The sequence below is a fragment of the Agromyces solani genome (assembly GCF_058349925.1).
In genome coordinates, this window is record NZ_JBYRER010000003.1 from 25844 (window position 1) to 51456 (window position 25613).

The window sequence follows — 25613 nt, forward strand, 5'->3', positions numbered from 1 at the left end:
CGGCCATTCTGTCCGACCGGACACCCGCACGACCAGCTGAAGGAGCTGCGATGAGCATCACCGAGACCGCCTCGTCATCCACCACGACTTCCGAGACACCGGTGATCGGGCACTGGATCGACGGCGCAGTTCGCGCCTCGACGTCGGGCCGCACGGCCCCGGTGTACAACCCCGCGACCGGTGTCGTGCAGGCCGAGGTCGCGCTCGCCGACCAGGCCGAGATCGACGCGGCGATCGCATCGGCCGTCGCCGGCTTCAAGGTCTGGTCCGAGTACTCGATCGCCAAGCGCCAGTCGGTGCTGTTCTCGTTCCGCGAGCTGCTGAACTCGCGGAAGGGCGAGCTGGCCGCGATCATCACCGCCGAGCACGGCAAGGTCCTCTCCGACGCCGCCGGCGAGATCGCCCGCGGCCAGGAGGTCGTCGAGCTCGCGACCGGCTTCCCCAGCCTCGTCAAGGGCGCCTTCTCCGAGAACGCCTCCACCGGCATCGACGTGTACTCGATCAAGCAGCCCCTCGGCGTGGTCGGCATCATCAGCCCCTTCAACTTCCCGGCCATGGTGCCGATGTGGTTCTTCCCGATCGCGATCGCCGCGGGCAACGCCGTCGTGCTGAAGCCCTCCGAGAAGGACCCGTCGGCCGCCCTCTGGCTCGCCGAGCTCTGGAAGGAGGCCGGCCTGCCCGACGGCGTCTTCACCGTGCTGCAGGGCGACAAGCTCGCCGTCGACGGCCTGCTCACCTCGCCCGACGTCCAGTCGATCTCGTTCGTCGGCTCGACCCCGATCGCGCAGTACATCTACGAGACCGCCTCGAAGCACGGCAAGCGCGTGCAGGCCCTCGGCGGCGCGAAGAACCACATGCTCGTCCTCCCGGACGCCGACCTCGACCTCGCCGCCGACATGGCGATCAACGCCGGCTACGGCGCCGCGGGCGAGCGCTGCATGGCGATCTCGGTCGTGCTGGCCGTCGAGCCCGTCGCCGACGAGCTCATCGCCAAGATCACCGAGCGCATCGGCAAGCTGCGCATCGGCAACGGCGCGGGCGTCGACGGCGTCGAGCCCGACATGGGCCCGCTCATCACGGGCGTGCACCGCGACAAGGTCTCCTCGTACGTCGACATCGCCGAGCAGGACGGCGCCGAGATCGTCGTCGACGGCCGCGGCTTCACCGTCGACGGCCACGAGGACGGGTTCTTCTTCGGCCCGACCCTGCTCGACCGCGTGCCCACCACGTCGCGCGCCTACACCGAGGAGATCTTCGGCCCGGTGCTCTCGGTCGTGCGCGTCGAGACCTTCCAGGAGGGCGTCGACCTCATCAACTCGGGCCAGTTCGGCAACGGCACCGCGATCTTCACGAACGACGGCGGCGCGGCCCGCCGATTCCAGAACGAGGTCGAGGTCGGCATGATCGGCATCAACGTGCCGATCCCCGTGCCCGTCGCCTACCACTCGTTCGGCGGCTGGAAGCAGTCGCTGTTCGGCGACTCCAAGGCGTACGGCGTGCAGGGCTTCGACTTCTTCACCCGCGAGAAGGCCATCACGAGCCGCTGGCTCGACCCGGCCACCCACGGCGGCATCAACCTCGGCTTCCCGCAGAACCACTGACCCGTTCGCCGGTCGAGTAGCGCGAAGCGCGTATCGAGACCCTCGGTGGTCTCGATACGCTGCGCTACTCGACCGACGGTGCTCCGAAAGGCATCCGAAATGACCGACACCCTCATCGACGGCCCGGCCTACACCGACCGCCACGGCGCCGTGCACCAGCTGCCCGACGCCGCGGCCGACGCGCAGGTCCGCGCCGACGACCGCGCCCACGTGTTCCACTCGTGGAGCGCGCAGGCCCTCATCGACCCGCTGCCCATCGCGGGCGGCGCAGGTGCTGCCTTCTGGGACTACCAGGGCAACGAGTACCTCGACTTCTCGTCGCAGCTCGTGAACCTCAACCTCGGCCACCAGCACCCCGACCTCGTCGCCGCCATCCAGCAGCAGGCCGGTCGTCTCACGACGATCCAGCCCTCGATGGCGTCCGACGTGCGCGGCGAGCTCGCCCGCCGCATCGCCGAGGCCGCCCCCGGCGACCTCGACAAGGTGTTCTTCACCAACGGCGGCGCCGACGCCAACGAGTACGCGGTGCGCCTCTCGCGTGCCGTCACCGGCCGCCGCAAGGTGCTCTCGATGTACCGCAGCTACCACGGCGGCACCGCCACGGCGATCTCGCTCACGGGCGACCCGCGCCGCTGGGCGAACGAGCCGAGCGACGGCAGCGTCGCGCACTTCTTCGGCCCGTACGAGTACCGCTCGTCGTGGGGCGCGACCACGCCCGAAGAGGAGGCGCAGCGCGCGCTCGCCCACCTCGAGCAGGTCATCGTGCTCGAGGGTGCCTCGACGATCGCCGCGATCATCATGGAGACGATCGTCGGCACCAACGGCGTGCTCGTGCCGCCGCCCGGCTACCTCGAGGGCGTCCGCGCGCTGTGCGACAAGTACGGCATCGTGTACATCGCCGACGAGGTCATGGTCGGCTTCGGTCGCGTCGGCGAGTGGTTCGCCGTGAACCACTTCGGCGTCACCCCCGACCTCATCACCTTCGCGAAGGGCGTCAACTCGGGCTACGTGCCGCTCGGCGGCGTCGTGATCTCGCAGAAGATCGCCGCGCACTTCGACACGGTCGCGTTCCAGGGCGGACTCACGTACTCGGGCCACCCGCTCGCGTGCGCCCCGGGCGTCGCGACGTTCGAGGTGTTCGAGCGCGACGGCATCCTCGAGCGGGTGCGCGACCTCGGCGAGCGCGTCGTCGGCCCGCGTCTGCGCGAGATCGCCGCGAAGCACCCGTCGGTCGGCGAGGTGCGCGGCCTCGGCCTCTTCTGGGCGATCGAGCTCGTGAAGGATGCCTCGACCCGTGAGCCGCTCGTCCCGTTCAACGCCGCCGGCGGCGACGCGGCGCCGATGGGCGCCGTCGCCGCCGCGTGCAAGCAGGCCGGGCTGTGGCCGTTCATCCACTTCAACCGGATGCACGTGGCCCCGCCGCTCGTCATCAGCGAAGAGGAGCTCGTGCGCGGCCTCGACATCATCGACGAGGCCCTCACCGTCGCCGACGGCTACGTCACCGCGTAACCGCGCCGGTCGGCGGGTCGGTCGGTCGAGCAGCCAAGCGCATCGAGACCACCCGATCAGAACGAATCGCCCGTATCTGCACGGATACGGGCGATTCGTCGTTTCCCGAGCGCACGAGGGCACCCGCCGACGGGTCGCAGGAGAAATCGGCCGAAATCGCCGCGCACGCGTCCCGTCGCGCCGTTTCCGCCTGCGACTCGTCGGGCGGCACGCGTGAGCCGTGACGAGTCGCAGGAGCAATCGCCGGGTGAGCCCGAGAACTCGCCCCACCCAGCCGTCTCCTCCTGCGACTCGTCGGGCGGCCGGGTGGTCGAAGAGCGCCGCGACGGAAATCGCTGAGCGCGGATAGCCTGAGAGCATGCGAGAGCGGGCTGGCGGGGGCGGCGTGAGCCGTCGCGGATTCCTCGCCGCGGCGATCTCCGGCACGGCGACCGTCGTCCTCGCGAGCTGCACCGGTCCAGAGCCGAAGCCCTCCCCCACACCCACGCCGACGCCGACGACCCCCGCGCCGACGGCGACGCCCGGCGGCGTTCCCCTGCCGACGGCGATGCGCCGGTCGCGCTGGGCGACCGACCCGTTCGCCCGCGGCGCCTTCGGATTCCGGGCCGTCGACACGACGCCCGACCTGCGGGCGGCGCTCGCGGAGCCGGTGGGCGACCGCATCTGGTTCGCCGGCGAGGCCTGCTCGGCCGACGCGCCCGGCACGCTGCAGGGCGCGCTGCGCTCGGGCGTCGACGCCGCCGCGTCGCTCATGTCGGTCGCCGAGCCCGGCGAACGCGTCGCGGTCATCGGCGCGGGCATCGCCGGCCTCGCCGCAGGGCGGGAGCTCGACCGCGCCGGGTTCGAGGTCATCGTGGTCGAGGCGCGCACGCGCATCGGCGGGCGTATCGACACGGTCGCCGACGACGCGTTCGGCCGCCCGGTCGAGCTCGGCCCGCTCTTCGTCGACGACGACGAGGCGCTCGCGGCGCTCCTCGACGAGGCATCCGTCGCGACCGTGCCGTTCAGCGCGCAGACCGAGACCCGCACGCTCGACGGCCGCACCGTCGCCGTGCCGGCGACCGGGCCCGACGCGGTCGCGGCGGCGCACGCGTGGGCGGCCGAGCAGCCCGCCGACGTGTCGCTCGCCGCCGCGTTCACGGGCGCGGGGATGCTGCCGCCCGCGGGCGGCGCGATCGAGGGCGTCGAACCCGGCGAGTGGCTGAGCCACACCGTGCGCTCGGGCATCGAGCCGTTCACGGGCGCGGGTTCGACGCTCGTCTCGGCGAACACCGATTTCGCGGGGCTCGCGTCGACGCCGCGGCGGCTCGTCACCGGCCGCCTCTCGGACGTGGCCGACCTGCTCGCCGACGGGCTCGACATCGCCGTCGGCAGCGCCGTGACCCGGCTCGACGCGACCGAACGCCGGGTCTCGCTCCGGCTCGACTCGGGCGAGTCGGTGTCGGCCGACCGCGCGATCGTCGCGGTGCCGCTCGGGGTGCTGCAGTCCGACGCGTTCGTGTTCGACCCGCCGCTGCCCGCGGGGCACCTGCGATCGCTCGCGCGGCTGCGCACGGGCGCCGTCGACCTGGTCTGGCTGCGGTTCGACGAGGCGTTCTGGCGCCCCGCGCAGCCCGCGTCGGGCGAGACGACGGGCGATGCATCCGCGTCGGCACCGGACCTCTACACGGTCGTCGGCGTCGGTGCGCAGGTCTCGGCGTGGATCGACCTCGGTGCGGCGAACGGGTATCCGAAGCCCGAGGCTCCGGAGGTCGACGGCGCGGAGACCAGCGTTCCGTTCACCGGCGGGCCGCCCGTGCTCGTCGGCATCCTCACTGCGGCACAGGCGCGCCTGCTCGACGATCTCGACGATCGGGCGTTCCAGGCAGCGGTGCTCGACGATCTCGTGCCCTTCGCGCCTCCGCCGCCCGCTGCAACCACCGGTTGACGGCGACGAGCACCGCCGTGAGCGTCACGAAGATGACGAGCACGAGGGCGCAGTAGAAGGCCACCCCCATGGCGCCGCCGACCTGCGCCTCGTCGAGGAAGAAGTACGGGTACCAGCCGACGTCGGCGCCGCGGAGGAGCGTGTAGACGAGCCACACCGACGGGAAGACGAGCACCCAGCCGATCGTCGACCACGGCACCGGCGGGTTCACGCCGATGACGCTGTCGGCCGCCCATGCGATCACGGCGAGCGCGGGCACGACGAAGTGCAGCAACGTGTCCGACCAGGGCACGTCGACGCGGTAGTCGCGCGTCGACGCCTGCGTCACGATGAGGGCGAACACGATGCCCGAGACGAGCACGTACACGGTCACCATGGTGCGCACGATGCCGAGCCAGGGCGGATCGTGCGTCGCGAGCAGCGCGAATGCGCCGGCGACGCCGAGCGTCACCACGGCGAGGAACGCCGACTGCACCGTGAAGTAGCTGAAGAAGTTCGCCGTCGCGAAGAAGCGGAACCCGAGCACGTACTGGAAGTTGCCGATGAGCGCGATGACCTCGAGCGCAGCGATGCCGAGCCGGAAGACGCCGAGCGCGACGCGCGCCCGCCGAACCCGCCGGGTCCGCGCCTCGACCGCGCGCACCGCACCCGCGTCGCTCTCGGAACGCGGGGCGGCCATGTCTCCACGCTATCCCGCACCCGCACCCGCTCCCGCCGGCCGGGTGGCGACGAAGCAGCGTATCGCGACCACGCGCCGGCGGACCGTGGTCTCGATACGGCGCTGCGCGCCCACTCGACCGACCTCCCTCAGTCGAGCGGCCGCAGGATGCGCTCGAGGAACCGCTTCGTCCGCTCCTCGCGCGGGTTCGCGAACAGGTCCTTCGGCGCGCCGCGCTCGACGACGACGCCGCCGTCCATGAACAGCACCTCGTCGGCCGCGTGCCGGGCGAAGCCGAGCTCGTGGGTGACCACGACCATCGTCCAGCCCTCGGCGGCGAGCTCGTCGATGACCTGCAGCACCTCGCCCACGAGTTCGGGGTCGAGCGCGCTCGTCGGCTCGTCGAAGAGCAGCAGCTGGGGCTTCAGCGCGAGCGCGCGCACGATGCCGACGCGCTGCTGCTGGCCGCCCGAGAGCTCGAACGGGTAAGCGTCGCGCTTCTCGGCGAGGCCGACGCGTTCGAGCAGCGCGGTCGCCTCGGCGATCGCCAGCGCGCGCGGCACCTTCTGCACGCGAACCGGGCCCTCGATCACGTTCTGCAGCACGGTCATGTGCGGGAACAGGTTGTGCTGCTGGAACACCATCGCCGAGCGGTCGCGCAGCGCGTACCGCTCGGCCTTCGAGATGGGCGCGGAGAAGTCGAGCGACGGCCCGCCGGCGATCGAGACCGTGCCGGCGTCGGGCGTCTCCAGGCCGTTGAGCGAGCGCAGCACGGTCGTCTTGCCCGAGCCGCTCGGCCCGATGAGCACGACGACCTCGCCGCGACGCACCTCGAGGTCGATCGAGCGCAGCACCTCGTTGTCGCCGAACGACTTGCGGATGCCTCGGGCCTCGAGCAGCACGCGGTCGTCGGGTGCTTCGACGGGGGCGAGCGGGTCAGTGGGCGACATAGCGGTCCAGCCTCTTCTCGACGAGGTTCTGCGCAGCGGAGAGCACGAAGCAGAAGATCCAGTAGATGAGCGCCGCCTCGATGTAGATGAGGAGGAACTTCTGGCTGAACGCGGCGATCTGCTGGGCGATCCGGAACATCTCGGTCACGAGGATCGTCGAGGCGAGCGACGTGTCCTTCACGAGCGAGATGAAGGTGTTCGAGAGCGGCGGCACCGAGACGCGCGCCGCCTGCGGCAGGATGAGGCGCCTGAGCGTCGTGCCCGGCGACATGCCGATCGTGTACCCGGCCTCCCACTGGCCCTTCGGCACCGACAGGATCGCCGCGCGGATCACCTCGGCGGCGTAGCCGCCGACGTTGAGCGAGAACGCGATGATCGCGCTCGGCCACGGGTCGATCGTGATTCCGACCGACGGCATGCCGTAGAAGATCACGAAGAGCTGCACGAGCAGCGGCGTGCCGCGGATGGCCGAGATGTAGAACCTCGCGATGCCGTTCAGGACCCGGTTCTTGGAGATGCGCATGAGCGCCATGCCGAGCGCGATCACGAGCCCGAGGGCGAACGACGCCAGCGCGAGCGGGATGGTGCCGGTCAGCCCGCCGAGGAGGAGTGGCCAGAAGGATTCGGCCACGAGTTGCCAGTCGATCATCGCTCCACCGCCTCGAGAAAAGTGACGGCGGATGCCGCGTCACCCCATGATTCCACTCGGGAACCGGGGGCGGAACGCGACATCCGCCGGGTGATCGATTCGCTCGTCGGTCGAGCGCCGGGTTGAGTAGGCGCGCCAGCGCCGTATCGAAACCTGGCGACGAAGGAGCGAATCGAGACCACGCCTCCGGTCTACTGCGAGACGTCCTCGCCGAAGTACTTCTCGCCGAGCTCGGCGAGCACACCCTCCTCGCGGAGCTCCGCGAGGGCGGCGTCGACGGCCTCGACGAGGGCGGTCTTGTCCTTCGTGAACGCGAGCGCGCTCTCGCTCGGGTCGGTCTCGGCCGCGACGGCGAGCTTCGCGTCGGGAGTCTGCTTGACGTAGTCGAGGTAGGTGAGCTTGTCGTTGACGGTCGCGTCGACACGGCCCTGCTCGAGGAGGGCGACGGCCTGCGCCCAGCCCTCGACGGCCTCGACCTTCGCGCCGGCGTCGACGGCGAGCTGGTAGAAGTTGCTCGTGAGCGACTGGGCGGTGGTCTTGCCCTCGAGGTCCTCGAAGCTCGAGATCGAGGTGTCGCCCTCGTTGACCACGACGACGCTCGGCGAGACGGTGTACGGCGTCGAGAAGAGGTAGCTCTCCTTGCGCTCGGGGTTGATCGAGACCTGGTTGGCGATCACGTCGAAGCGACCGGCGTCGAGGCCCGCGAAGATCGCGTCCCACTGCGTCTCCTGGAACTCGACCTCGAGGCCGAGCTTGTCGGCGACGGCCTCGGCCACCTCGACGTCGTAGCCGACGAGTTCGCCCGCCCCGCCCTCGTGGTAGGTGAACGGCTTGTAGGTGCCCTCGGTCGCGACCGTGAGCGTGCCGGCCTTCACGAGGCCGTACTCGTCGCCCTTCGCCGATGCGTCGGCGCCGGTGTCGTTCGACCCTGCCGACGAGCACGCCGCGAGCGCGACGACGGCGAGGGATGCGGCGGCGAGGCCGAGCAGGGTACGAGCGCGAGGGGCGCGAGACATGTGGTGCTCCGTTCGTGGGGAGGGGTGCGGCCGCGAGTGCGCGGCTTCGATGCGGACGAGTCCATCACGACCCGGCCGCAAGGTGAAACGGCGTTACCCCACGTTGCATTCCCTGTTCGCGCCGGCGACGCCGTATCGGAGGCCGCGCTGCGGACGACCGATCGACTTCTCCGTCGGGTAGGAACATCCCAGTATCTGGGCTTCACCACCCCGCGGTCATTCGTTCAGTTCGCACTCCTCGACGGGGATGGTCCCGACGAAGATGCCCGTCTGGGCCCATGACCACTCTCCGACTTCAAGATCGTTGCGCTGGAACAGGCCCTCCACCGTCGACGCGATGGTCTCTCCTGCGCGAGTCGTGTACTTGCCCTCGATGATGACCTCCACCCGATCCCAGTCGTCGGTCGCCGGCGCCGGGATGTGGATGACATCACCGGCAGCCACATCTTCAGGCAGATCGCCGGGAGAGAGATTCGCAACACCCGCATGCAAGTCGTTCTCGCGGAGGTACGCGTCAGCGGTTCCGCCGCTGACGTCATCCAGCGCGTGACACGTGCCGAAGTCGAACGAGCCATCCTCATTCAGCCTCAGGGCAGTGCGATGCACCGCTTGGCAACCCGTCAACAAGACGATGCCGGCGCAGACGACGAATGCAGCGATGGCGTGTCGAGTTCGGCGTGGGCTCATTGCCACGATGCTAGAGCTCAGCCATCACACCTCACCACGATCGGGTGAGCTCGAGCATCGAGGGACCCACGGCACCCCTGCCGAGCGCCATGCAGCTCCACCTCACCCGAACGAAGCCACCAACACCCCGTCCTCACGGCGGGGAACGCCGAGCGGGTTGCCGTCGGCGAGCTCGGGCGGCAGCACCGACGCCGGGGCGTCCTGCCAGGTCGCCGGGGTCAGCCAGCGGCGGATCGCCGTCGCACCGACCGACGTGTGCACCGACGCGGTCGTCGCGGGCCAGCCTCCGCCGTGGTGCTGGCCCCACGCGATCGCGACGCCGGTCGGCCAGCCGTTGAAGACGAGGCGCCCGGCGACCTGCATGAGTCGGTCGGCGAGTGCGGCGACGTCTTCGCCGGGTGCGTGGTGGATGGACGCGGTGAGCGAGCCCTCGAGCACGTCGAGCGCCGCGGCGAGCTGCGCGTCGGAGCCGTAGCGCACGAGCACCGTCAGCGGACCGAAGCACTCCTCGAGGAACGTGTCGTGCGCGGCGACGAACGCGTCGGCGGAGGTCGCGACGACGACGGGCGCGGCGACGTCGGCCGCACGCTCCCCAGCGAAGACGAGCTCGGCGTCGTCGCGCTCGGCGAGCGCGACCGAGCCGCGGTCGAAGGCCGCGGCGATGCCATCGGTGAGCAGGCGCTGCGGGGCGGCCGTGTCGAGCGCGTCGACGAGTGCCGCCTCGAACCCGGCGCCCTCGGGCACGAGCACGAGCCCGGGCTTCGTGCAGTACTGCCCGCCGTCGCGCGTGAACGAGCCCGCGAGGCCCGCCGCGACGCCCGCGACCTCGGCGGGCGTCGCCACCGCGGCTCGCGTCACGACGACGGGGTTGATCGAGCCGAGCTCCCCGTAGAACGGGATCGGGGCCGGCCGCGCGTTCGCGAGGTCGAAGAGCGCGCGCCCGCCGCGCGTCGAGCCGGTGAACCCGACCGCGGTCACCAGCGGGTGCTCGACGAGCGCGGTGCCCTGCTCCATGCCCTCGACGAGCTGCAGTGCGTCAGCGGGCCCGCCGGCCGCCGCCAGCGCGTCGCGCGCGATCTCGGTGATGCGCCGCGAGAGCCGCGGGTGCCCGGGGTGCGCCTTCACGACGACGGGGCAGCCCGCCGCGAGCGCCGAGGCGGTGTCGCCGCCGAGCACCGAGAACGCGAACGGGAAGTTCGACGCCGCGAACACCGCGACGACCCCGATCGGGCGCAGCATGCGTCGCAGCTCGGGCCGCGGCGGGATGAGCGAGGCGTCGGGCGAGTCGATCGCCGCCTCGAGGTACGACCCCTCGTCGACGACGTCGCCGAAGAACCGCAGCTGCGTGGCCGTGCGCGTGACCTCGCCGTTCAAGCGGGCCGCCGACAGGTGGGTCTCGTCGCCCGCGATCGCGACGAGCTCGTCGCGGTTCACCTCGACGGCGTCGGCGATCGCGCGCAGCCACCGGCCGCGCTCCGCGCGCGCCGAGCGTTCGAGCCCGGATGCCGCGGCGAGCCGCACCGCGAACTCGACCTCGCTCGCCGGCGTCGGTTCGACGCGGTCGTCGCTGAACGCCGGCTCAGTGCGCGGCGCGATGCCCGAGGCATCCGTGTTCATGCTCTTCTCGTCTCTCTCGCCGTCCCGCGGGTCTAGAACGCGTTGAGGCCCGTGAGGGCGCGGCCGAGGATCAGCTGGTGGATCTCGTCGGTGCCCTCGTAGGTGCGCACCGACTCGAGGTTCGCCGCGTGCCGCATGACCGGGAACGCGTTCGTGATGCCGTCACCGCCGAGGATCGTGCGCGCCTGGTGCGCGATCTCGAGCGCCTCGCGCACGCTGTTGAGCTTGCCGACCGAAATCTGTGCGGGGGTCAGCTTGCCGGCCTCCTTCAGGCGGCCGAGGTGCAGGGCGAGCAGCGTGCCCTTCTCGACCTCGAGGAACATGTCGGCCAGCTTCGCCTGCGTCAGCTGGTTCGCGCCGATCGGCTTGCCGAACACCTCGCGCGTGATCGAGCGCTCGAGCGCGACCTCGAGGCACGAGCGGGCGGCGCCCATCGCGCCCCAGACGATGCCGTAGCGGGCCTCGTTGAGGCAGCCGAAGGGGCCCGACAGTCCGGCCGCGTCGGGCAGCATCGCGTCGGCGGGCAGGCGCACGCCGTCGAGGTCGATGTCGCACTGCACGCTCGCGCGCATCGAGAGCTTGCCGTCGATCGCGGTCGCCGTGAAGCCGGGGGTCGACGTCGGCACGATGAAGCCGCGCACGGCCTTCGCACCCTCGCCGAACTCGCCCGAAGGGTCTTCGACGCGCGCCCAGACGACCGCGACGTCGGCGAGCGCGGCGAGGCCGATCCAGCGCTTCGCACCGTCGATGACCCACTCGTCGCCCTCGCGGCGGGCGACCGTGGTCATCGCGGCCGGGTCGCTGCCGCCCTGCGGCTCGGTGAGTGCGAAGCAGCCGATGAGCTCGCCCGCGGCCATGCCCGGCAGCCACTGCTGCTTCTGCGCTTCGGAGCCGTACTTGTAGATCGCGCTCATCGCGAGCGAGCCCTGCACCGACACGAGGGTGCGCCAGCCCGAGTCGGCGGCTTCGAGCTCGAGGCAGACGAGGCCGTACGAGACCGCCCCGGCGCCCGCGCAGCCGTAGCCCTTCAGGTGCATGCCGAGGAAGCCGGCCGCGCCGAGCTCGCGCACGAGCTCCTTGCGGAAGTGCTTGTTCTCGAAGTCCTCCTCGATGATCGGGAGGATGCGCTCCTGGGCGAAGGCGCGCGCCTTCTGCTGCCATTCGCGCTCCTCGTCGGTGAGCAGCGCGTCGAAGTCGAAGACCTGGTCGATGCGGGGTGCGGTCGTCATGGGGTTCCTTTCGGTGGGTCTCGGGTCGCGCCGGGGCGCGGGTTCAGGCGAGCCAGTCGGCGCCGGCGTGCTCGTCGAGCGCGGGCGGCGGGGTCAGGTAGCGGGGGGATGACTCGGCGAGCCCGATGGGGTTCGCCACGGTGCGGCTCGGGCCGAGCTCGACGACGGGTTCGAGGCCGAGCCCGTCGGCGAAGGCGATCGCCTCGGCGACGTCGTTGACGAGGCCCGCCGGCACGCCCGCGGCACTGCACACGGCGACCCAGTGCGCCGCGGGCGCCGTCGCGAGGGCCGCTTCCAGTTCGGCGTGCAGGTGGTCGCGGTGGGCGACGCGAGCCTCGTTGGTCGCGTAGCGCTCGTCATCGGCGAGCGAGGCGGCCTGCGGGGATGCCTCGGCGAGCAGCCGCACGAGGGAGCGGAACTGCTTGTCGTTGCCGACGGCGATCACGAGGTCGCGGTCGGCGGCCGGGAACACGGCGTAGGGCGCGATCGACGGGTGCGCGTTGCCGAGCCGGCGCGGCGCCCGCCCGGTCGCGAGGGTCGATGCCGCCTGGTTCGTGAGCGCCGAGAGCAGGCTCTGCAGCAGGTTCACCTCGACGAGCTGTCCGCGGCCCGTGCGGTCGCGCTCGCGGAGCGCGAGCAGAATGCCGGCGAGCGCGTTCTGCGCGCACAGCACGTCGACGAGGGCGACGCCGGCCTTGGCGGGCTCCCCCTCGGGCTCGCCGGTGATCGACATGAGGCCGCCGACGGCCTGCACGAGCAGGTCGTACCCGGCGAGCGCCGCGCCCTCACCCGCGCCGAAGCCGGTGATCGAGCAGTAGACGACGCGCGGGTTGAGCGCGCGGACCTCATCGTAGGAGAGGCCGAACCGCGCCATCACCCCGGGCCGGAAGTTCTCGATGACGACGTCCGCCGAGGCGGCGAGGCGGCGCGCCTCCGAGGCATCCGCCTCGTTCGTGAGGTCGAGCGCGATGGACCGCTTGTTCCGGTTGACGCTGCCGAAGTACGTCGCCATGCCGCTCGCGTCGACCGGCGGCTTCCAGTGCCGGGTGTCGTCACCGGCCGGCGGCTCGATCTTGACGACGTCGGCGCCGAAGTCGGCGAGCATCATCGTCGCGTACGGGCCGGCGAGCACGCGGGAGAAGTCCGCGACGCGCAGCCCGTGGAGGACGCCCTCGGTCGCCGGTTCGGGTCGCTCGCTCATGGTCCATCCGCCTTCGCATGCGTGCGGCCGACCGGCCGCACGTTCATTCATCCTATAGTGAATCTTTTTTGCGCGCGCCGCCACTCGGCGGCCGGACCCTCGACTATCGTGAACCCCATGGAATCGAGGGTGGGCCCGGGCGCACGCGAAGCCGTGTTCGCCCAGCTCGCCGATGCGGGCCGCGCCGAGCAGGTCGCGCAGCGCCTCACCGACGGCATCGTGCTCGGCGTGCTCGATCCGGGCGAGCGCCTGCCGAGCGAGCCCGAGCTCGCACGGCGCTTCGGCGTCGCCCTAATCACGGTGCGCGAGGGACTCGGCATCCTCCGGGAGGCCGGGCTCGTCGAGACCCGCCGCGGCCGCGAAGGCGGCAGCTTCGTCGTGCACGACGACGCCGAGCACCGCACGATCCTCACGGCCCGGTTGCGCTCGCTCGCCCAGGTCGAGCTCAGCGACATGGCCGTGTACTTCGGCGCCGTCCTCGCGGGCGTCGCCGAGCGCGCCGCCGAGCGCGCGAGCCACGCCGACGCCGAGCGGCTCGCCGCCTGGCTCGACGCGGCCGACTTCGCCACCGCGGCCGCGGCCCGTACCAACCAGGGCGGGTTCTTCCTCGAGCTCGCCGTGCTCAGCCAGTCGGCGCGGCTCGTGCGCGAGCAGATCCGGCTGCAGGCCGAGTTCGGCCCGCTGCTGCTGCTCGGGCTCGGCGACGACGCCGAACGGGCCGAGGCCTCGGCCGTGAACCGCCGCATCGTTCGCGCGGTCGCGGCCGGCCGCCCCGCGAAGGCCAGGGAGGCGGCGGGCTCGCTCGTCGAGTCTCTCGCAACCCATCTGCTCCAGGCGAAGGCCCGCGTCGAACGGGGAGGCTCCATCGATGAGCGCTGAGCACGGACTCCCAGCGGGTGCGGCGGAGGCCGCCGACGCCGTCGCGCGCCTGTTCGCCGGCGCCTTCGATCTACTGGCCGAGTGGCGCACGCCCATCGAGCACGCGATCGCCCCCGGCATCCGCGCCGTCGCCGACGCCGCCGCGCAGTCGACCGACGCCGCCGTCGGCGAGGTGCGCCCCGCCGAGCTCGACCAGGTCGTCGCGGGACTCGTGCTCCCCCGGCTGATCGAGCCCGAGCCGCTCCTCGTCGGCGCGGGCTTCATCGCCGACGGCGAGATCGTGCGCGGTCGCGACGTGCACTTCGCCTGGTGGCTCGGCCCGCTCGACGACAACCCCGTGCTCGGCTCGACCGACGCGCCCACCCGGCTCGACCTCTCGACGCGCGGCTACACCGAGTACCTGCGGGACTTCCGCGCGCTCGAGTGGTACCGCATCCCCGCGACGACGCGGCACGCCCACGTGACCGGCCCGTACGTCGACCACCTGTGCACGTGCGACTACATCCTCACGCTGACGATGCCCGTGCACGCCCCCGACGGCGAGCGCATGGTCGGCGTCGTCGGCGCCGACATCTCGGTGCGCCGCCTCGAGCAGGAGCTGCTCCCCCGATTCCTCGCGGTCGACGCGCCCCTCGCGCTCGTGAACGCCGACGGTCGCATCGTGCTCTCGACCGACCCGCTGCTGCAGGTCGGCCGGCTCGCGGATGCCTCGGCGGGGATGTCGCTCGAATGCCCGGGCACCCCGTTCCGGGTGCTCGTGGCGGGCGCGCGCTCCTGACGGTCAGGCGCCCGCGCGGCGCCCGGCGGCCAGCTCCGGCGGCGCGGCCGGCAGTCGCACGGCGACCCGCAGCCCGCCCTCGGGTAGCGCCGTGATGACGAGCGCGCCGTCGTGAGCCTGCACGATGCTCTTGACGATCGCAAGCCCGAGGCCGACGCCGGCGTGGTCGTCGCGGATGCGCTCGGTGCCGCGCTGGAACGGCTCGGTGAGGGTCGCGACCGACTGCGGGCCCAGCACGCGGCCCGTGTTCTCGACCGTCAGGGTCACGAAGTCCGTTCCGGTCGCAGTGTCGACCCGCACCGTGCCCCCGTCGGGCAGGTTGTGCACGATCGCGTTGTGCACGAGGTTCGTCGTGAGCTGCAGGAGGAGCGGTGGCGACCCGAGCGTCGGGGCGACCTCGCCCGAAGCCTCGATGCCGACGCCGCGCGCCTCGGCGATCGGCAGGAGGCTCTCGACCGCCTCCTCGGCGAGCAGCGACAGGTCGACGCGCTCGCGGGTGAACGACCGCCGGTCGGCCCGCGACAGCAGCAGCAGGGCCTCGGTCAGCTCGATCGCCCGGGTGTTCACGATGCGCAGGCGCTCGAGCAGCACGTCGCGGTCGGCGGCAGGGTCGGCGGCGACCTCGAGCAGCGTCTGCGTGATCGCGAGCGGTGTGCGGAGCTCGTGCGAGGCGTTCGCCGCGAAGCGCTGCTGTTCGGCGACGTGCGCCTCGAGCCGCCCGAGCATGTCGTCGAAGCTGTCGGCGAGCTCGCGGAACTCGTCGCGGCGGCCCTCCATCTCGATCCGGTGCCCGAGCGACCCCGTCGCGGTCTTGCGGGTGGCTCTCGTGATGCGGGTGAGCGGCGCGAGCATCCGTCCCGCGAGCCACCAGCCGCCGAGCAGGCCGAACACGAGCAGGAACAGCAGCGCCCAGCTGACCGCCGGGGTGAACGCGCGAACGAGGTCGTCGCGGCCCGGCACGAAGCCCTCCATCGTGGCGATCGCGTCGGCCGGCACGTACCGCAGCAGGTAGGCCCACACGACCGCGAGCAGCAGGGCGCCCGCGACCATGAGGAAGCCCGCGTAGCTGAGCGCGAGCTTGAGCCGCACGCTCATGCCGGGCGGGCGGGTCACGGGCGTACCTCGGCCGACGCGTCGGCGCCCGCGTCGATGCGATAGCCGACACCCGGCACCGTGGCGATGAGCCACGGCTCGCCGAGGCGCTTGCGCAACGCCGAGACGGTGATGCGCACGGCGTTCGTGAACGGGTCGGCGTTCTCGTCCCACGCCCGCTCGAGCAGCTCCTCGGCGCTCACCACCCCGCCCTCGGCCGAGACGAGCACCTCGAGCACCGCGAACTGCTTACGCGTGAGGGCCACGTACCGGCCGTCGCGGTAGACCTCGCGGCGGAACGGGTCGAGCCGGAGCCCGGCGATCTCGCGCACGGGCGGACGGACGTGCGCACGACGGCGGTCGAGCGCACGAAGCCGGAGCACGAGCTCCTTCAACTCGAACGGCTTCGTGAGGTAGTCGTCGGCCCCGAGCTCGAACCCGCTCGCCTTGTCGTCGAGCCGGTCGGCCGCCGTCAGCATGAGGATCGGCATCCCGCTGCCGGAGGCGACGATCGCCGCGGCGACCTCGTCGCCCGACGGGCCCGGGATGTCGCGGTCGAGTACCGCGATGTCGTAGGCGTTGACGCTCAGCAGCTCGAGGGCGGTGTCGCCGTCGCCCGCGAGGTCGGCGGCGATGGCCTCCCGGCGGAGCCCGTCGCGGATGGCCTCGGCCATGAAGGGCTCATCCTCGACGACCAGAACCCGCATGCCCCCATGCTAGGAGGGGACGCATATCGTCGGCGTATCGGAATCGCGAGACGCTCTCGCAACATCGCCCCACGTTGAGTGGGGGCATGCACTCCGCACGATCAGCATCATTCCGGCGGCGCCGCGCCGTGCGCGTCCGCCGGGCCGTCGCCACCCTCGTCGTCGTTCTCGCCCTCGTCCTCGTCGCGGCCCTCGCCGGCGGCCTCCTGCTTCGATCGGTGACGTCGTCGGCGCAGCCCTTCGGCGGGCCCGACGTCATCGGCGGGGTCTCCGACGACGGGGCGGCGACGGGTGAGGCGGGCGGCGACCTGCCCGACGGCGCGACCCCGTTCGACGACTACCCGGCGGTCACCGGGCTCGATCCCTCGCTGCTCGACGCCCTGCGTCGTGCCGCGACCGACGCGGCGGCCGAGGGCGTCGAGATCCTGGTGAACAGCGGCTGGCGCTCGCCCGCGTATCAGGACCGGCTGCTCGACGAGGCCGTGTCCGAGTACGGCTCCGAGGCGGAGGCGGCACGCTGGGTCGCGGCGCCCGACAAGTCCGCCCACGTCTCGGGCGACGCCGTCGACATCGGCGACTACGACGCCGTCGACTGGCTCGCCGAGCACGGCACGGCGTACGGACTCTGCCAGGTCTACGACAACGAGGCCTGGCATTTCGAGCTGCGCGCCGATGCGCCGGAGGTCGGCTGCCCGGCGAAGTACTTCGATCCCACCGAGGATCCGAGGCTGCGGTGAGCCGAGGCTGAGCATCCGCTGCGACCGGGTCGAGAAGAATCATCCGTTGTTATATCTTTGACCTCGAGCGTATGCACCGCGGCAGACGACCCCTCGGTGGAGCCGCTGCGCGAGTGCACCCGAGAAGGAGAAACCCAATGCCCTATGCCGTGACCAACCCCGCCACCGGCGAGGTCGTGAAGACCTACGAGACGATCACCGACGAGGGCCTGCAGGCCGCGATCGCGTCGGCCGCCGAGGCGCACCGCACCTGGTCGAAGAACTCCACCGTCGCCGAGCGCGCCGCCCTCATCCGCCGCGTCGCGGAGCTGCACAACGAGCGCGCGCAGGAGCTCGGCGAGATCATCGTCCGCGAGATGGGCAAGCCGATCGAGCAGGCCGTCGGCGAAGTCGAGTTCGCCGCCGCGATCTACGAGTACTACGCCGACAACGCCGAGTCGCTGCTCGCCGACGAGAAGATCGACCTGCTCGCGGGCGAGGGCTCGGCCCTCATCCGCCGTTCGTCGCTCGGCGTGCTGCTCGGCATCATGCCGTGGAACTTCCCGTACTACCAGGTCGCCCGCTTCGCCGGCCCGAACCTCATCATCGGCAACACGATCCTGCTCAAGCACGCCGAGCAGTGCCCCGAGTCGGCCGCCGCCATGGAGCAGATCTTCCGCGACGCCGGCTTCCCCGAGGGCGCCTACGTCAACATCTACGCCTCGCACGCGCAGATCGAGACCGTCATCGCCGACCCGCGCGTGCAGGGCGTCTCGCTCACGGGCTCCGAGCGCGCCGGCGCGATCGTCGCCGAGATCGCCGGCCGCCACCTGAAGAAGGTCGTGCTCGAGCTCGGCGGTTCCGACCCCTTCATCCTGCTCTCGACCGACGACCTCGACGCGACCGTCGACCAGGCCGTCTTCGCCCGCGTCGACAACAACGGCCAGGCCTGCAACGCGGCCAAGCGCTTCATCGTCGTGGAGGACCTGTACGAGCCGTTCCTCGAGAAGTTCACCGCGAAGATGAACGAGGTCGTCGAGGGCGACCCGTCGAAGGAGGGCACCGCCCTCGGCCCGCTCTCGTCGGCCAAGGCCGCCGAGGGGCTCGCCGAGCAGGTCTCCCGCGCCGTCGCGCAGGGTGCGACCCTGCACTCGGGCGGCACGAAGAACGGCAACTACTACTCGGCCACGATCCTCACGGACGTCAAGCCCGACTCCGACGCCTTCCACGAGGAGTTCTTCGGTCCGGTCGCGCAGGTGTTCAAGGTCGCCGACGAGGACGCCGCGGTCGAGCTCGCGAACAACACCCCGTTCGGCCTCGGCTCGTACGTCTTCACGACCGACGACGACCAGGCGCTCCGCGTCGCCGACAAGATCGACGCCGGCATGGTCTTCGTCAACGTGGTCGGCGCCGACGGCGCCGAGCTGCCGTTCGGCGGCGTCAAGCGCTCGGGTTCGGGCCGTGAGCTCGGCCGCTTCGGCGCCGACGAGTTCGTCAACAAGAAGATGATCCGCATCGGCTGATCATCCGATTCGGGTGAAATCCGGATGCCTCGGGGCCGCGTGCCCCGGGGCATCCGTCGTTTCCAGTCGCGACGTCACTAGGATGCCGAACGGCGGTCGCCTTTCGCGTCGCCGCATCGCCGTACGAACTGGGGGAACCGTGAGCATCGATGGCCTGTACAACTTCCGCGACACGGGCGGCATGCCGCTGCGGGGCGGCGGCACGACGAGGGACGGCGTGCTCTTCCGCTCCGACGCGCTGTCCGCGCTGAGCGCGCAGGGGCTCGACGAGCTCGCGGCGACGCAGGTCGGCGTGATCGTCGACTTCCGCACGCCCGCCGAGCGCGAGTCGGCACCCGATCTCGTACCCGAATCGCGCCCGTTCACGGTCGTCGACCTCTCGATCCTCGAGGGGGCCGTGGCCGACTCGATGCAGCAGCTCATGAAGGGCGGGGCCTCGTCGGCCGCCGAGATGGCGACCGCGATTCCCACGCTCGGCGAGCTGTACGTCGGCATGCTGCAGCACGGCGGCGAGGCGTTCGCGCAGGTCGCCAGGCTGATCGCCGCCTCGACCGACGACGCCCCGACGGGCGTGCTCGTGCACTGCACGGCCGGCAAGGACCGCACGGGGGTCGCGACCGCGCTCATGCTCGATGCGGTGGGCGTCGAGCGCGACGCGGTGGTCGCCGACTACGCCGCCTCCGAGGCGAATCTGTCGGGCGCGTGGGCCGACGGCATGCTGCACATGGTGGCGTCGTTCGGCATCCCCCTGACCCCCGAGCTCGAGGCGCTCGTCACCGGCACACCGCCCGAGGTGATCGAGACCGCCCTCGCGTGGGTCGACCGCGAGCACGGCGGCGCGGCCGCCTACCTCGGCGCCGCCGGCCTCACCGACGGCGAACTGGCAGCGCTGCGGGATCGGCTCGCCGGCCGGGCAGCCGAGGCCGCCTGACCCGCTCGACGTGACGGATGCCTCGGGGCGGCATGCCCCGAGGCATCCGCCGTCTCAGCGCCGCTTCTTGTCGAGCTGCGCATCGATCTGCGCAATGCGCTCGGTGAGGATGCGGCGCAGCAGGTCCTCGGGCACCGGATGCTGCGCCGTGAACTGGAGCGCGCCCGTCGACCAGTTGAGGCCGGCCGCGTCGAGTTCGTCGGCGAGGCCCGGCAGGATCTGCCCGCTGAACGGATAGAGGCCGAGGTGCTTCTTGGCTTCGAGAGCTGCGGCGAACGCCTTGCCGCGGTGCAGCAGCGCCGGCATGCCGTAGCTCTCACCCTCGGTCGCCTCGGGAGCGAGTTCGCGCGCGACGTCGATCACGTGCTCGAGCGCTGCCCGGTTCTCGCCGTCGATCGAGGCGAGGTAGTCGGTGACGGTTCCCATGGCGGCATCCTTCCACGACGTCGGCCGCGAGGCATCCGAATAAATCATCTGGTGCTATAGCTTTAGCACCAGAGGTATGGCTATGCTGTCCCATACCGTGCGCCCGCGGGGGACGGGCGCGAGATCAACGTCGATCGAAAGGGCGACATGTCGCAAGAAACCAGCCAGCCGAAGCACCTCGGCGACGACGAGCACCTGGGAGTCCTCGGCTACGAGGGCTCCTTCAACCGCTCGATGAGCCTCTGGGCCAACTTCGCGCTCGGCTTCACCTACCTCTCCCCCCTCGTGGGCGTGTACTCGCTGTTCGCGCTCGCCCTCTCGGTCGGCGGTCCGCCCTCGATCTGGTGGATCGTGATCGTCGGCGCCGGGCAGCTGCTCGTGTCGCTCGTGTTCGGCGAGGTCGTCTCGCAGTACCCGATCCACGGCGGCATCTACCCGTGGGCCCGCCGCCTCTGGGGTCGCCGCTACGCGTGGATGGCCGCGTGGGTCTACATCTGGGCCATGATCGTGACGATCACGGCGGTGTCGGAGTACGGGTCGGGCTTCCTCGCGAGCCTGCTCGGCATCGAGATCACGCCGATGTCGACCCTGCTGCTCACGCTCGGCCTGCTCGTGCTCGCCCTGGTCTTCAACTTCTCGGGCACGAAGACCCTCGCCCGCGTCGCGCAGATCGGCCTCGCCGCCGAGCTCGTCGGCGTCATCGGCGTCGGCCTCTACCTGCTGATCTTCCAGCGCAAGCAGGAGTTCGGCGTGTTCTTCGACACCATGGGCGTCGAGGGCGACGGCAGCTACGCCGCCGCGTTCCTCGGTGCCGCCCTCGCGGGCCTCTTCCTCTTCTACGGCTTCGAGGCCTGCGGCGACGTCGCCGAGGAGGTCGCGAACCCCGCCCGCCGCATCCCCAAGGCGATGATCATGACGATCCTCGTCGGCGGCGTCTCAGCGCTCTTCTCCTTCGGCGGCTACGTGCTCGCGGCGCCCGACCTCGCGTCGATCGTCGCCGGCGACGACACCGACCCGATCCCCGGCATCCTCGAGGCGACCCTCGGCCCCGTCGGTGCGAAGATCTTCCTCGTCGTCGCGGTCACCGCGTTCATCAGCTGCGTGCTGAGCCTGCAGGCCGCCGCGAGCCGGCTGCTCTACTCGTTCGCCCGCGACGGCATGATCCCGGGCCACCGCTGGCTCTCGAAGGTCTCGCCGCGCAGCAAGGTGCCGACGAACGCGCTCATCGTCGCGTGCACGATCCCCGTGCTGCTCGCCGTGCTCATCTACATCGAGTCGACGCTGCTCACGGCGATCACCTCGTTCGCGGTGCTCGGCATCTACGTCGCGTTCCAGATGGTCGTGCTCGCCGCGCTGCGGCAGCGGCTCAAGGGGTGGAAGCCGGCCGGCCCGTTCTCGCTCGGCGGCCTCGGCCTGGTCGTGAACATCGTCGCGCTCGCCTACGGCATCTTCGCGATGATCCTGCTGGCGACACCGGGCACGAGCGGCACGTTCCTCACCGACTGGATCGTGCTCATCGGCCTCGGCGTCGTCGTCGTGAGCGGGCTCCTCTACCTCTTCATCGCCCGCCCCGACCGCAAGTCCGACGCCCCCGCCGGCGACGCGATCGCCGTCGCCGACGAGATCCGCGCCCGCACCGGCGCAGTCGCCGCGGTCGGCGCGCCGACCCGCTGACGCCGTCCCTCCGTTCCGGGGGTGCATTTCCGACATTCTCGAGCCGTTCATGCGCTCGAACCGTCGGGAACGCACCCCCGGAGTGCGTTCGCGCACCGGCGCGCCCGGCCCGCCCCTCGCGTGTAGGGTGAGCGGGTGATCCGTCGGCACGTCATCGTGAGCGGGGCCGTGCAGGGCGTCGGCTACCGCTACCTCGCGCGGAAGCACGCCGAGCGCCTCGGCGTCACGGGATGGGTGCGCAACCTGCCCGACGGCACCGTCGAGGCCGAGGTCCAGGGGCCGTCGCGCACCGTGCGCGAGATGATCCGCCGCCTCCAGCAGGGCCCGCCCGGCTCGCAGGTCACGGGCGTCGCGGTCGACGACCTCGAGCCCCGCGACGACGACGAGGGCTTCCGCATCGTGCGCTGACCGCCCCTGGCGGCCACAACTTCATTGACCGGACGATCGGTCGGGAATACCGTTGTAGTGACCCCCTGATGGGAGCCACCACCTTGAGGAGGCTGGTTTCTATGAAGAAGTGGACACGCTGGGAGGACTGGGTCGCGATCGCGGCCGGTGCCGCCGCGATGATCTCCACGCTGTTCGTCCCTCCGATGGGCGCCTCGGTCGCCCTGATGCTCACGCTGGGAGCGCTCCTGGTCGTCTCCGGAATCGTCAACCTCGCCATGCCCGGCCTGGTCGCGATGGAGTACATCCAGGCCGCACTCGGCGCGCTGCTCCTCATCTCGCCGTGGATGGGCGGCTACGCCGACGCCATGACCTTCGGGGCCGCCTGGATGTCCTGGATCTGCGGCGCGGTCGCGCTCGTCGCCGCCGTGCTCGCCATCCGGCCGAGCATGCAGGCCCACCACGGCGCCGTCACCCACTGAATCGATCGCTCCCGAAGGGGAACGACGAAGGCCCCGCCGGCGAACCGGCGGGGCCTTCGTGGTGGTCTCGATACGGCGCTGGCGCGCCTACTCGACCGACGTGTGTCAGATGGCGTTGACGTCCAGCGGGATGCCGGGGCCGAACGTGGTCGACACGGCGCCCTTCTGGATGTAGCGGCCCTTCGCGCTCGACGGCTTGAGACGCAGCACCTCTTCGAGGGCGGCCTTCAGGTTGTCGCCCAGCTGCTCGGCCGAGAACGACGACTTGCCGACGACGAAGTGCACGTTGGCGTGCTTGTCGACGCGGAACTCGATCTTGCCGCCCTTGATGTCGGAGACGGCCTGGCCGACGTTCGGGGTGACCGTGCCGGTCTTCGGGTTCGGCATGAGGCCGCGCGGGCCGAGCACCTTGCCGAGACGGCCGACCTGGCCCATGAGCTCGGGGGTCGAGACGGCCGAGTCGAACGCGGTGTAGCCCGCGGCGACCTTCTCGATGAGCTCGGCGCCGCCGACCTCGTCGGCGCCGGCCGCGATGGCGGCCTCGGCCGCGGGGCCCGTCGCGAAGACGATGACGCGAGCGGTCTTACCGGTGCCGTGCGGGAGGATGACGGTGCCGCGCACCATCTGGTCGGCCTTGCGGGGGTCGACGCCGAGCTTCAGCGCGACCTCGACGGTCGAGTCGAACTTCGCCGAGCCGGTCTCCTTCGCGAGCGCGACGGCGTCGGTCGGGGTGTAGTACTTGCCGGCTTCGATCTTCTCGGCCGCGGCCCGGTAGGCCTTGGACTTCTGTGCCATGTTGGTTCTCCTTGCGAGAGTGTGGTCATCGCGCCTGGCGGGCGCTGCCACGAATGAGAGTTCTGAAGACGGATGCCTCGGGGCGAGGCATCCACGATCTCGTGGTCTCGACACGCGCTTCGCGCTGCTCGACCGACGAGATCAGCCGATTACTCGACCGTGATGCCCATCGAGCGAGCGGTGCCCGCGATGATCTTCGACGCGGCGTCGAGGTCGTTCGCGTTGAGGTCGACCATCTTCTGCTCGGCGATCGCGCGGACCTGGTCCTGCGTGAGCTTGCCGACCTTGGTGGTGTGCGGGACGCCCGAGCCCTTGGCGACGCCGGCGGCCTTCTTGATGAGCTCGGCGGCGGGCGGGGTCTTCAGGATGAAGGTGAAGGAGCGGTCCTCGTAGACCGTGATCTCGACGGGGATCACATTGCCGCGCTGCGACTCGGTCGCCGCGTTGTAGGCCTTGCAGAACTCCATGATGTTCACGCCGTGCTGACCCAGCGCCGGACCGATGGGCGGTGCGGGGTTGGCGGCGCCGGCGTTGATCTGAAGCTTGATCAGACCAGTGACCTTCTTCTTCGGTGCCATGATTTCTCTCTTTCTGTTCGAACGCCCTGGCGGGCACTCTCCCGTCGTTCCGGCGGTTCCGGGCGGCGGTGGTTCGTGCGGGTTCGGCCGGGCCGAACGCAGCACAACCCTCCGAGTATACCGGAGGGCTGGCTGTGGAGCTTCTGAGCCTGTTTAGAGCTTCGTGACCTGGTCGAAGCTGAGCTCGACCGGGGTCTCGCGCTCGAAGAGCGAGACGAGCACGGTGAGCTTGCCGCTCTCGGGCTTGATCTCGCTGATCGTGCCGGGCAGGCCCGCGAACGAGCCGTCCTTGATGGTGATCGTCTCGCCGATCTCGAAGTCGACCTCGGCGGGGATCTGGCGGGCCGCGCCGGCGGCGGCGGCCTTCGCACCCTTGGCGGGGGCGACGTCCTTGGGCTCGACGAGGCTCTTCAGCATGCCGAAGGCCTCTTCGAAGCGCAGCGGGGTCGGGTTGTGGGCGTTGCCCACGAAGCCGGTGACGCCCGGAGTGTGGCGGATGACCGACCAGCTCTCCTCGTTCAGCTCCATGCGGACGAGCACGTAGCTGGGGATGCGCACGCGGGTGACCATCTTGCGCTGGCCGTTCTTGATCTCGACCACGTCTTCCATCGGCACTTCGACCTGGTAGATGTAGTCGGCCATCGCCATCGACTCGCGGCGCTGCTCGATGTTCGCCTTCACGCGGCGCTCGAAGCCCGCGTACGAGTGGATGACGTACCACTTGCCCGGGAGGAAGCGCAGCTCGTTGCGGAACTCCTCGTACGGGTCGAACTCGCTGTCGGCCTCTTCCTCGACCGCCTCGAGCGCCGCCTCGGCCTCTTCGGCCGAGTCGATGTCGAGTGCGTCGTCGACGACGGCGTCGGCCTCGGGGTCGCCGGCCTCGGCGATCGCGTCGAGCACCGCCTCGAGGTCGATGTCGTTGCCCTCGTCGTCGACGAGGTGCACGGCGCGGTGCTCGGCCGGCTCCGAGGACTGCTCCTCGTGCTCGTTGACGTTGCCCGTCTGCGCCTCGTCGTCTTCAGCCGACTGCTCGGCAGCCGTGGCCCAGTCGACGTCGTCGCGCTCAGTCCTTGACACTTCTCGATCCTTCTCTTCGTGCGCCCCCGGCGCCCTGCGGGTCGTGCGACCGAAGGCCCGATCAGACCCCGGTCGTTCCGAAGACGTACAGCACCAGCCATCCGAACAGCTGGTCGAGGCCCCACACGAGCGCCATCATGATGATGACGAACACGAGCACCACGACGGTGAAGCTGACGAGCTCCCGTCGGGTGGGGGTGACGACCTTCTTCAGCTCACCGATGACCTGCCGGATGAACAGGGCGATGCGCGAAAAGGGATTCCGACGCGCTGCGCGATCGCGCTTCGCGTTGGCGACGACGTCCTCACTGGGTTCGTCGATAACTTTTCGTGCCACCTCGTACACCTTTCGTGGGCCGGCAATCACTGCCGGCTCGCAGGGCGGACAGGACTCGAACCTGCAACCTGCGGTTTTGGAGACCGCTGCTCTACCAATTGAGCCACCGCCCTAGGGCCCCGGTTGCTCGGGACACCTCGGAATCGCCCGCCCGACACCGCCGCACGCGCTTCGAAACCGTGATTTC

Annotated in this window: 26 protein-coding genes and 1 tRNA gene; 11 read left to right on the forward strand and 16 right to left on the reverse strand. The window is 70.9% G+C overall.

Annotation, left to right across the window (positions count from 1 at the left end; all coding sequences use genetic code 11):
- Positions 1-50: 50 nt before the first annotated feature.
- The 3 genes from AC3RJ7_RS12610 (at position 51) to AC3RJ7_RS12620 (ending at position 5037) form a co-directional block, all read left to right on the forward strand.
- The gene (locus AC3RJ7_RS12610; protein WP_491456204.1) at positions 51-1601 is read left to right on the forward strand and encodes a CoA-acylating methylmalonate-semialdehyde dehydrogenase; all 1551 of its coding nucleotides are present in this window, start codon (positions 51-53) and stop codon (positions 1599-1601) included.
- 99 nt (positions 1602-1700) lie between these two features.
- Complete coding sequence (locus AC3RJ7_RS12615) at positions 1701-3110, forward strand: aspartate aminotransferase family protein (protein WP_491456205.1); 1410 nt, start codon at positions 1701-1703, stop codon at positions 3108-3110.
- Positions 3111-3468: 358 nt separating this feature from the next.
- The gene (locus AC3RJ7_RS12620) at positions 3469-5037 is read left to right on the forward strand and encodes a flavin monoamine oxidase family protein (RefSeq protein ID WP_491456206.1); all 1569 of its coding nucleotides are present in this window, start codon (positions 3469-3471) and stop codon (positions 5035-5037) included.
- Here AC3RJ7_RS12620 and AC3RJ7_RS12625 read toward each other — a convergent pair.
- From AC3RJ7_RS12625 to AC3RJ7_RS12660, 8 genes are all read right to left on the reverse strand, one after another.
- The gene (locus AC3RJ7_RS12625; protein WP_491456207.1) at positions 4922-5716 is read right to left on the reverse strand and encodes a Pr6Pr family membrane protein; all 795 of its coding nucleotides are present in this window, start codon (positions 5714-5716) and stop codon (positions 4922-4924) included. The two genes, AC3RJ7_RS12620 and AC3RJ7_RS12625, sit on opposite strands and share 116 nt — an antisense overlap.
- A gap of 128 nt (positions 5717-5844) precedes the next feature.
- Positions 5845-6645 (reverse strand): amino acid ABC transporter ATP-binding protein, encoded by an 801-nt coding sequence (locus AC3RJ7_RS12630; protein ID WP_491456208.1) that lies wholly within the window; start codon positions 6643-6645, stop codon positions 5845-5847.
- Entirely contained in the window at positions 6632-7291 is a 660-nt protein-coding gene (locus AC3RJ7_RS12635; protein WP_491456953.1) for an amino acid ABC transporter permease, read from the reverse strand. The genes AC3RJ7_RS12630 and AC3RJ7_RS12635 overlap by 14 nt, the downstream gene beginning before the upstream one ends.
- 194 nt (positions 7292-7485) lie before the next feature.
- Entirely contained in the window at positions 7486-8310 is an 825-nt protein-coding gene (locus AC3RJ7_RS12640) for an amino acid ABC transporter substrate-binding protein (RefSeq protein ID WP_491456209.1), read from the reverse strand.
- A 216-nt stretch (positions 8311-8526) separates the two neighbouring features.
- A complete protein-coding gene (locus AC3RJ7_RS12645; protein ID WP_491456210.1) occupies positions 8527-8997 on the reverse strand; it encodes a hypothetical protein in 471 nt (156 codons plus the stop codon).
- A gap of 102 nt (positions 8998-9099) precedes the next feature.
- The gene (locus tag AC3RJ7_RS12650) at positions 9100-10614 is read right to left on the reverse strand and encodes an aldehyde dehydrogenase (NADP(+)) (protein ID WP_491456211.1); all 1515 of its coding nucleotides are present in this window, start codon (positions 10612-10614) and stop codon (positions 9100-9102) included.
- A gap of 32 nt (positions 10615-10646) precedes the next feature.
- Positions 10647-11843 (reverse strand): acyl-CoA dehydrogenase family protein, encoded by a 1197-nt coding sequence (locus AC3RJ7_RS12655; protein WP_491456212.1) that lies wholly within the window; start codon positions 11841-11843, stop codon positions 10647-10649.
- Between the two features lie 43 nt (positions 11844-11886).
- On the reverse strand, positions 11887-13044 hold the full coding sequence (locus AC3RJ7_RS12660; protein ID WP_491456213.1) for a CaiB/BaiF CoA transferase family protein: 1158 nt from the start codon (positions 13042-13044) through the stop codon (positions 11887-11889).
- 117 nt (positions 13045-13161) lie between these two features.
- Between AC3RJ7_RS12660 and AC3RJ7_RS12665 the strand changes: the two genes are divergently transcribed.
- The gene (locus AC3RJ7_RS12665; protein WP_491456214.1) at positions 13162-13923 is read left to right on the forward strand and encodes a FadR/GntR family transcriptional regulator; all 762 of its coding nucleotides are present in this window, start codon (positions 13162-13164) and stop codon (positions 13921-13923) included.
- Positions 13913-14701, forward strand: a complete 789-nt coding sequence (locus AC3RJ7_RS12670) for a cache domain-containing protein (protein WP_491456215.1) — start codon at positions 13913-13915, stop codon at positions 14699-14701. The genes AC3RJ7_RS12665 and AC3RJ7_RS12670 overlap by 11 nt, the downstream gene beginning before the upstream one ends.
- A 3-nt stretch (positions 14702-14704) precedes the next feature.
- Here AC3RJ7_RS12670 and AC3RJ7_RS12675 read toward each other — a convergent pair whose 3' ends face one another.
- Both AC3RJ7_RS12675 and AC3RJ7_RS12680 read right to left on the reverse strand, forming a co-directional pair.
- On the reverse strand, positions 14705-15796 hold the full coding sequence (locus AC3RJ7_RS12675) for a sensor histidine kinase (RefSeq protein ID WP_491456954.1): 1092 nt from the start codon (positions 15794-15796) through the stop codon (positions 14705-14707).
- Positions 15797-15810: 14 nt separating this feature from the next.
- Positions 15811-16500 (reverse strand): response regulator transcription factor, encoded by a 690-nt coding sequence (locus AC3RJ7_RS12680; protein WP_491456216.1) that lies wholly within the window; start codon positions 16498-16500, stop codon positions 15811-15813.
- Between the two features lie 128 nt (positions 16501-16628).
- On the opposite strand from AC3RJ7_RS12680, the gene AC3RJ7_RS12685 reads away from it, so the two are divergent.
- The 3 genes from AC3RJ7_RS12685 (at position 16629) to AC3RJ7_RS12695 (ending at position 19670) form a co-directional block, all read left to right on the forward strand.
- Complete coding sequence (locus tag AC3RJ7_RS12685) at positions 16629-17237, forward strand: M15 family metallopeptidase (RefSeq protein WP_491456217.1); 609 nt, start codon at positions 16629-16631, stop codon at positions 17235-17237.
- 137 nt (positions 17238-17374) lie between these two features.
- Positions 17375-18739, forward strand: a complete 1365-nt coding sequence (locus AC3RJ7_RS12690) for an NAD-dependent succinate-semialdehyde dehydrogenase (protein WP_491456218.1) — start codon at positions 17375-17377, stop codon at positions 18737-18739.
- A 139-nt stretch (positions 18740-18878) separates the two neighbouring features.
- Positions 18879-19670, forward strand: a complete 792-nt coding sequence (locus AC3RJ7_RS12695) for a tyrosine-protein phosphatase (protein WP_491456219.1) — start codon at positions 18879-18881, stop codon at positions 19668-19670.
- A 54-nt stretch (positions 19671-19724) separates the two neighbouring features.
- Here AC3RJ7_RS12695 and AC3RJ7_RS12700 read toward each other — a convergent pair whose 3' ends face one another.
- Complete coding sequence (locus AC3RJ7_RS12700) at positions 19725-20096, reverse strand: iron chaperone (protein ID WP_491456220.1); 372 nt, start codon at positions 20094-20096, stop codon at positions 19725-19727.
- Positions 20097-20243: 147 nt separating this feature from the next.
- Between AC3RJ7_RS12700 and AC3RJ7_RS12705 the strand changes: the two genes are divergently transcribed.
- The 3 genes from AC3RJ7_RS12705 (at position 20244) to AC3RJ7_RS12715 (ending at position 22639) form a co-directional block, all read left to right on the forward strand.
- The gene (locus AC3RJ7_RS12705; RefSeq protein ID WP_491456221.1) at positions 20244-21770 is read left to right on the forward strand and encodes an APC family permease; all 1527 of its coding nucleotides are present in this window, start codon (positions 20244-20246) and stop codon (positions 21768-21770) included.
- 135 nt (positions 21771-21905) lie between these two features.
- On the forward strand, positions 21906-22178 hold the full coding sequence (locus tag AC3RJ7_RS12710; protein WP_491456222.1) for an acylphosphatase: 273 nt from the start codon (positions 21906-21908) through the stop codon (positions 22176-22178).
- A 101-nt stretch (positions 22179-22279) separates the two neighbouring features.
- Complete coding sequence (locus AC3RJ7_RS12715) at positions 22280-22639, forward strand: SPW repeat domain-containing protein (RefSeq protein WP_491456223.1); 360 nt, start codon at positions 22280-22282, stop codon at positions 22637-22639.
- A 105-nt stretch (positions 22640-22744) separates the two neighbouring features.
- On the opposite strand, the gene rplA is transcribed toward AC3RJ7_RS12715, so the two are convergent.
- From rplA to AC3RJ7_RS12740, 5 genes are all read right to left on the reverse strand, one after another.
- On the reverse strand, positions 22745-23434 hold the full coding sequence (gene rplA, locus AC3RJ7_RS12720; RefSeq protein ID WP_491456224.1) for a 50S ribosomal protein L1: 690 nt from the start codon (positions 23432-23434) through the stop codon (positions 22745-22747).
- A gap of 149 nt (positions 23435-23583) precedes the next feature.
- Positions 23584-24012 (reverse strand): 50S ribosomal protein L11, encoded by a 429-nt coding sequence (gene rplK / locus AC3RJ7_RS12725; RefSeq protein WP_491425707.1) that lies wholly within the window; start codon positions 24010-24012, stop codon positions 23584-23586.
- Between the two features lie 153 nt (positions 24013-24165).
- Positions 24166-25089, reverse strand: coding sequence for a transcription termination/antitermination protein NusG (gene nusG, locus AC3RJ7_RS12730; protein WP_491456225.1), 924 nt, complete (start codon positions 25087-25089; stop codon positions 24166-24168).
- Between the two features lie 61 nt (positions 25090-25150).
- Entirely contained in the window at positions 25151-25426 is a 276-nt protein-coding gene (gene secE / locus AC3RJ7_RS12735; protein ID WP_491456226.1) for a preprotein translocase subunit SecE, read from the reverse strand.
- Between the two features lie 40 nt (positions 25427-25466).
- Positions 25467-25539, reverse strand: a tRNA-Trp gene (locus AC3RJ7_RS12740).
- Positions 25540-25613 lie beyond the last annotated feature (74 nt).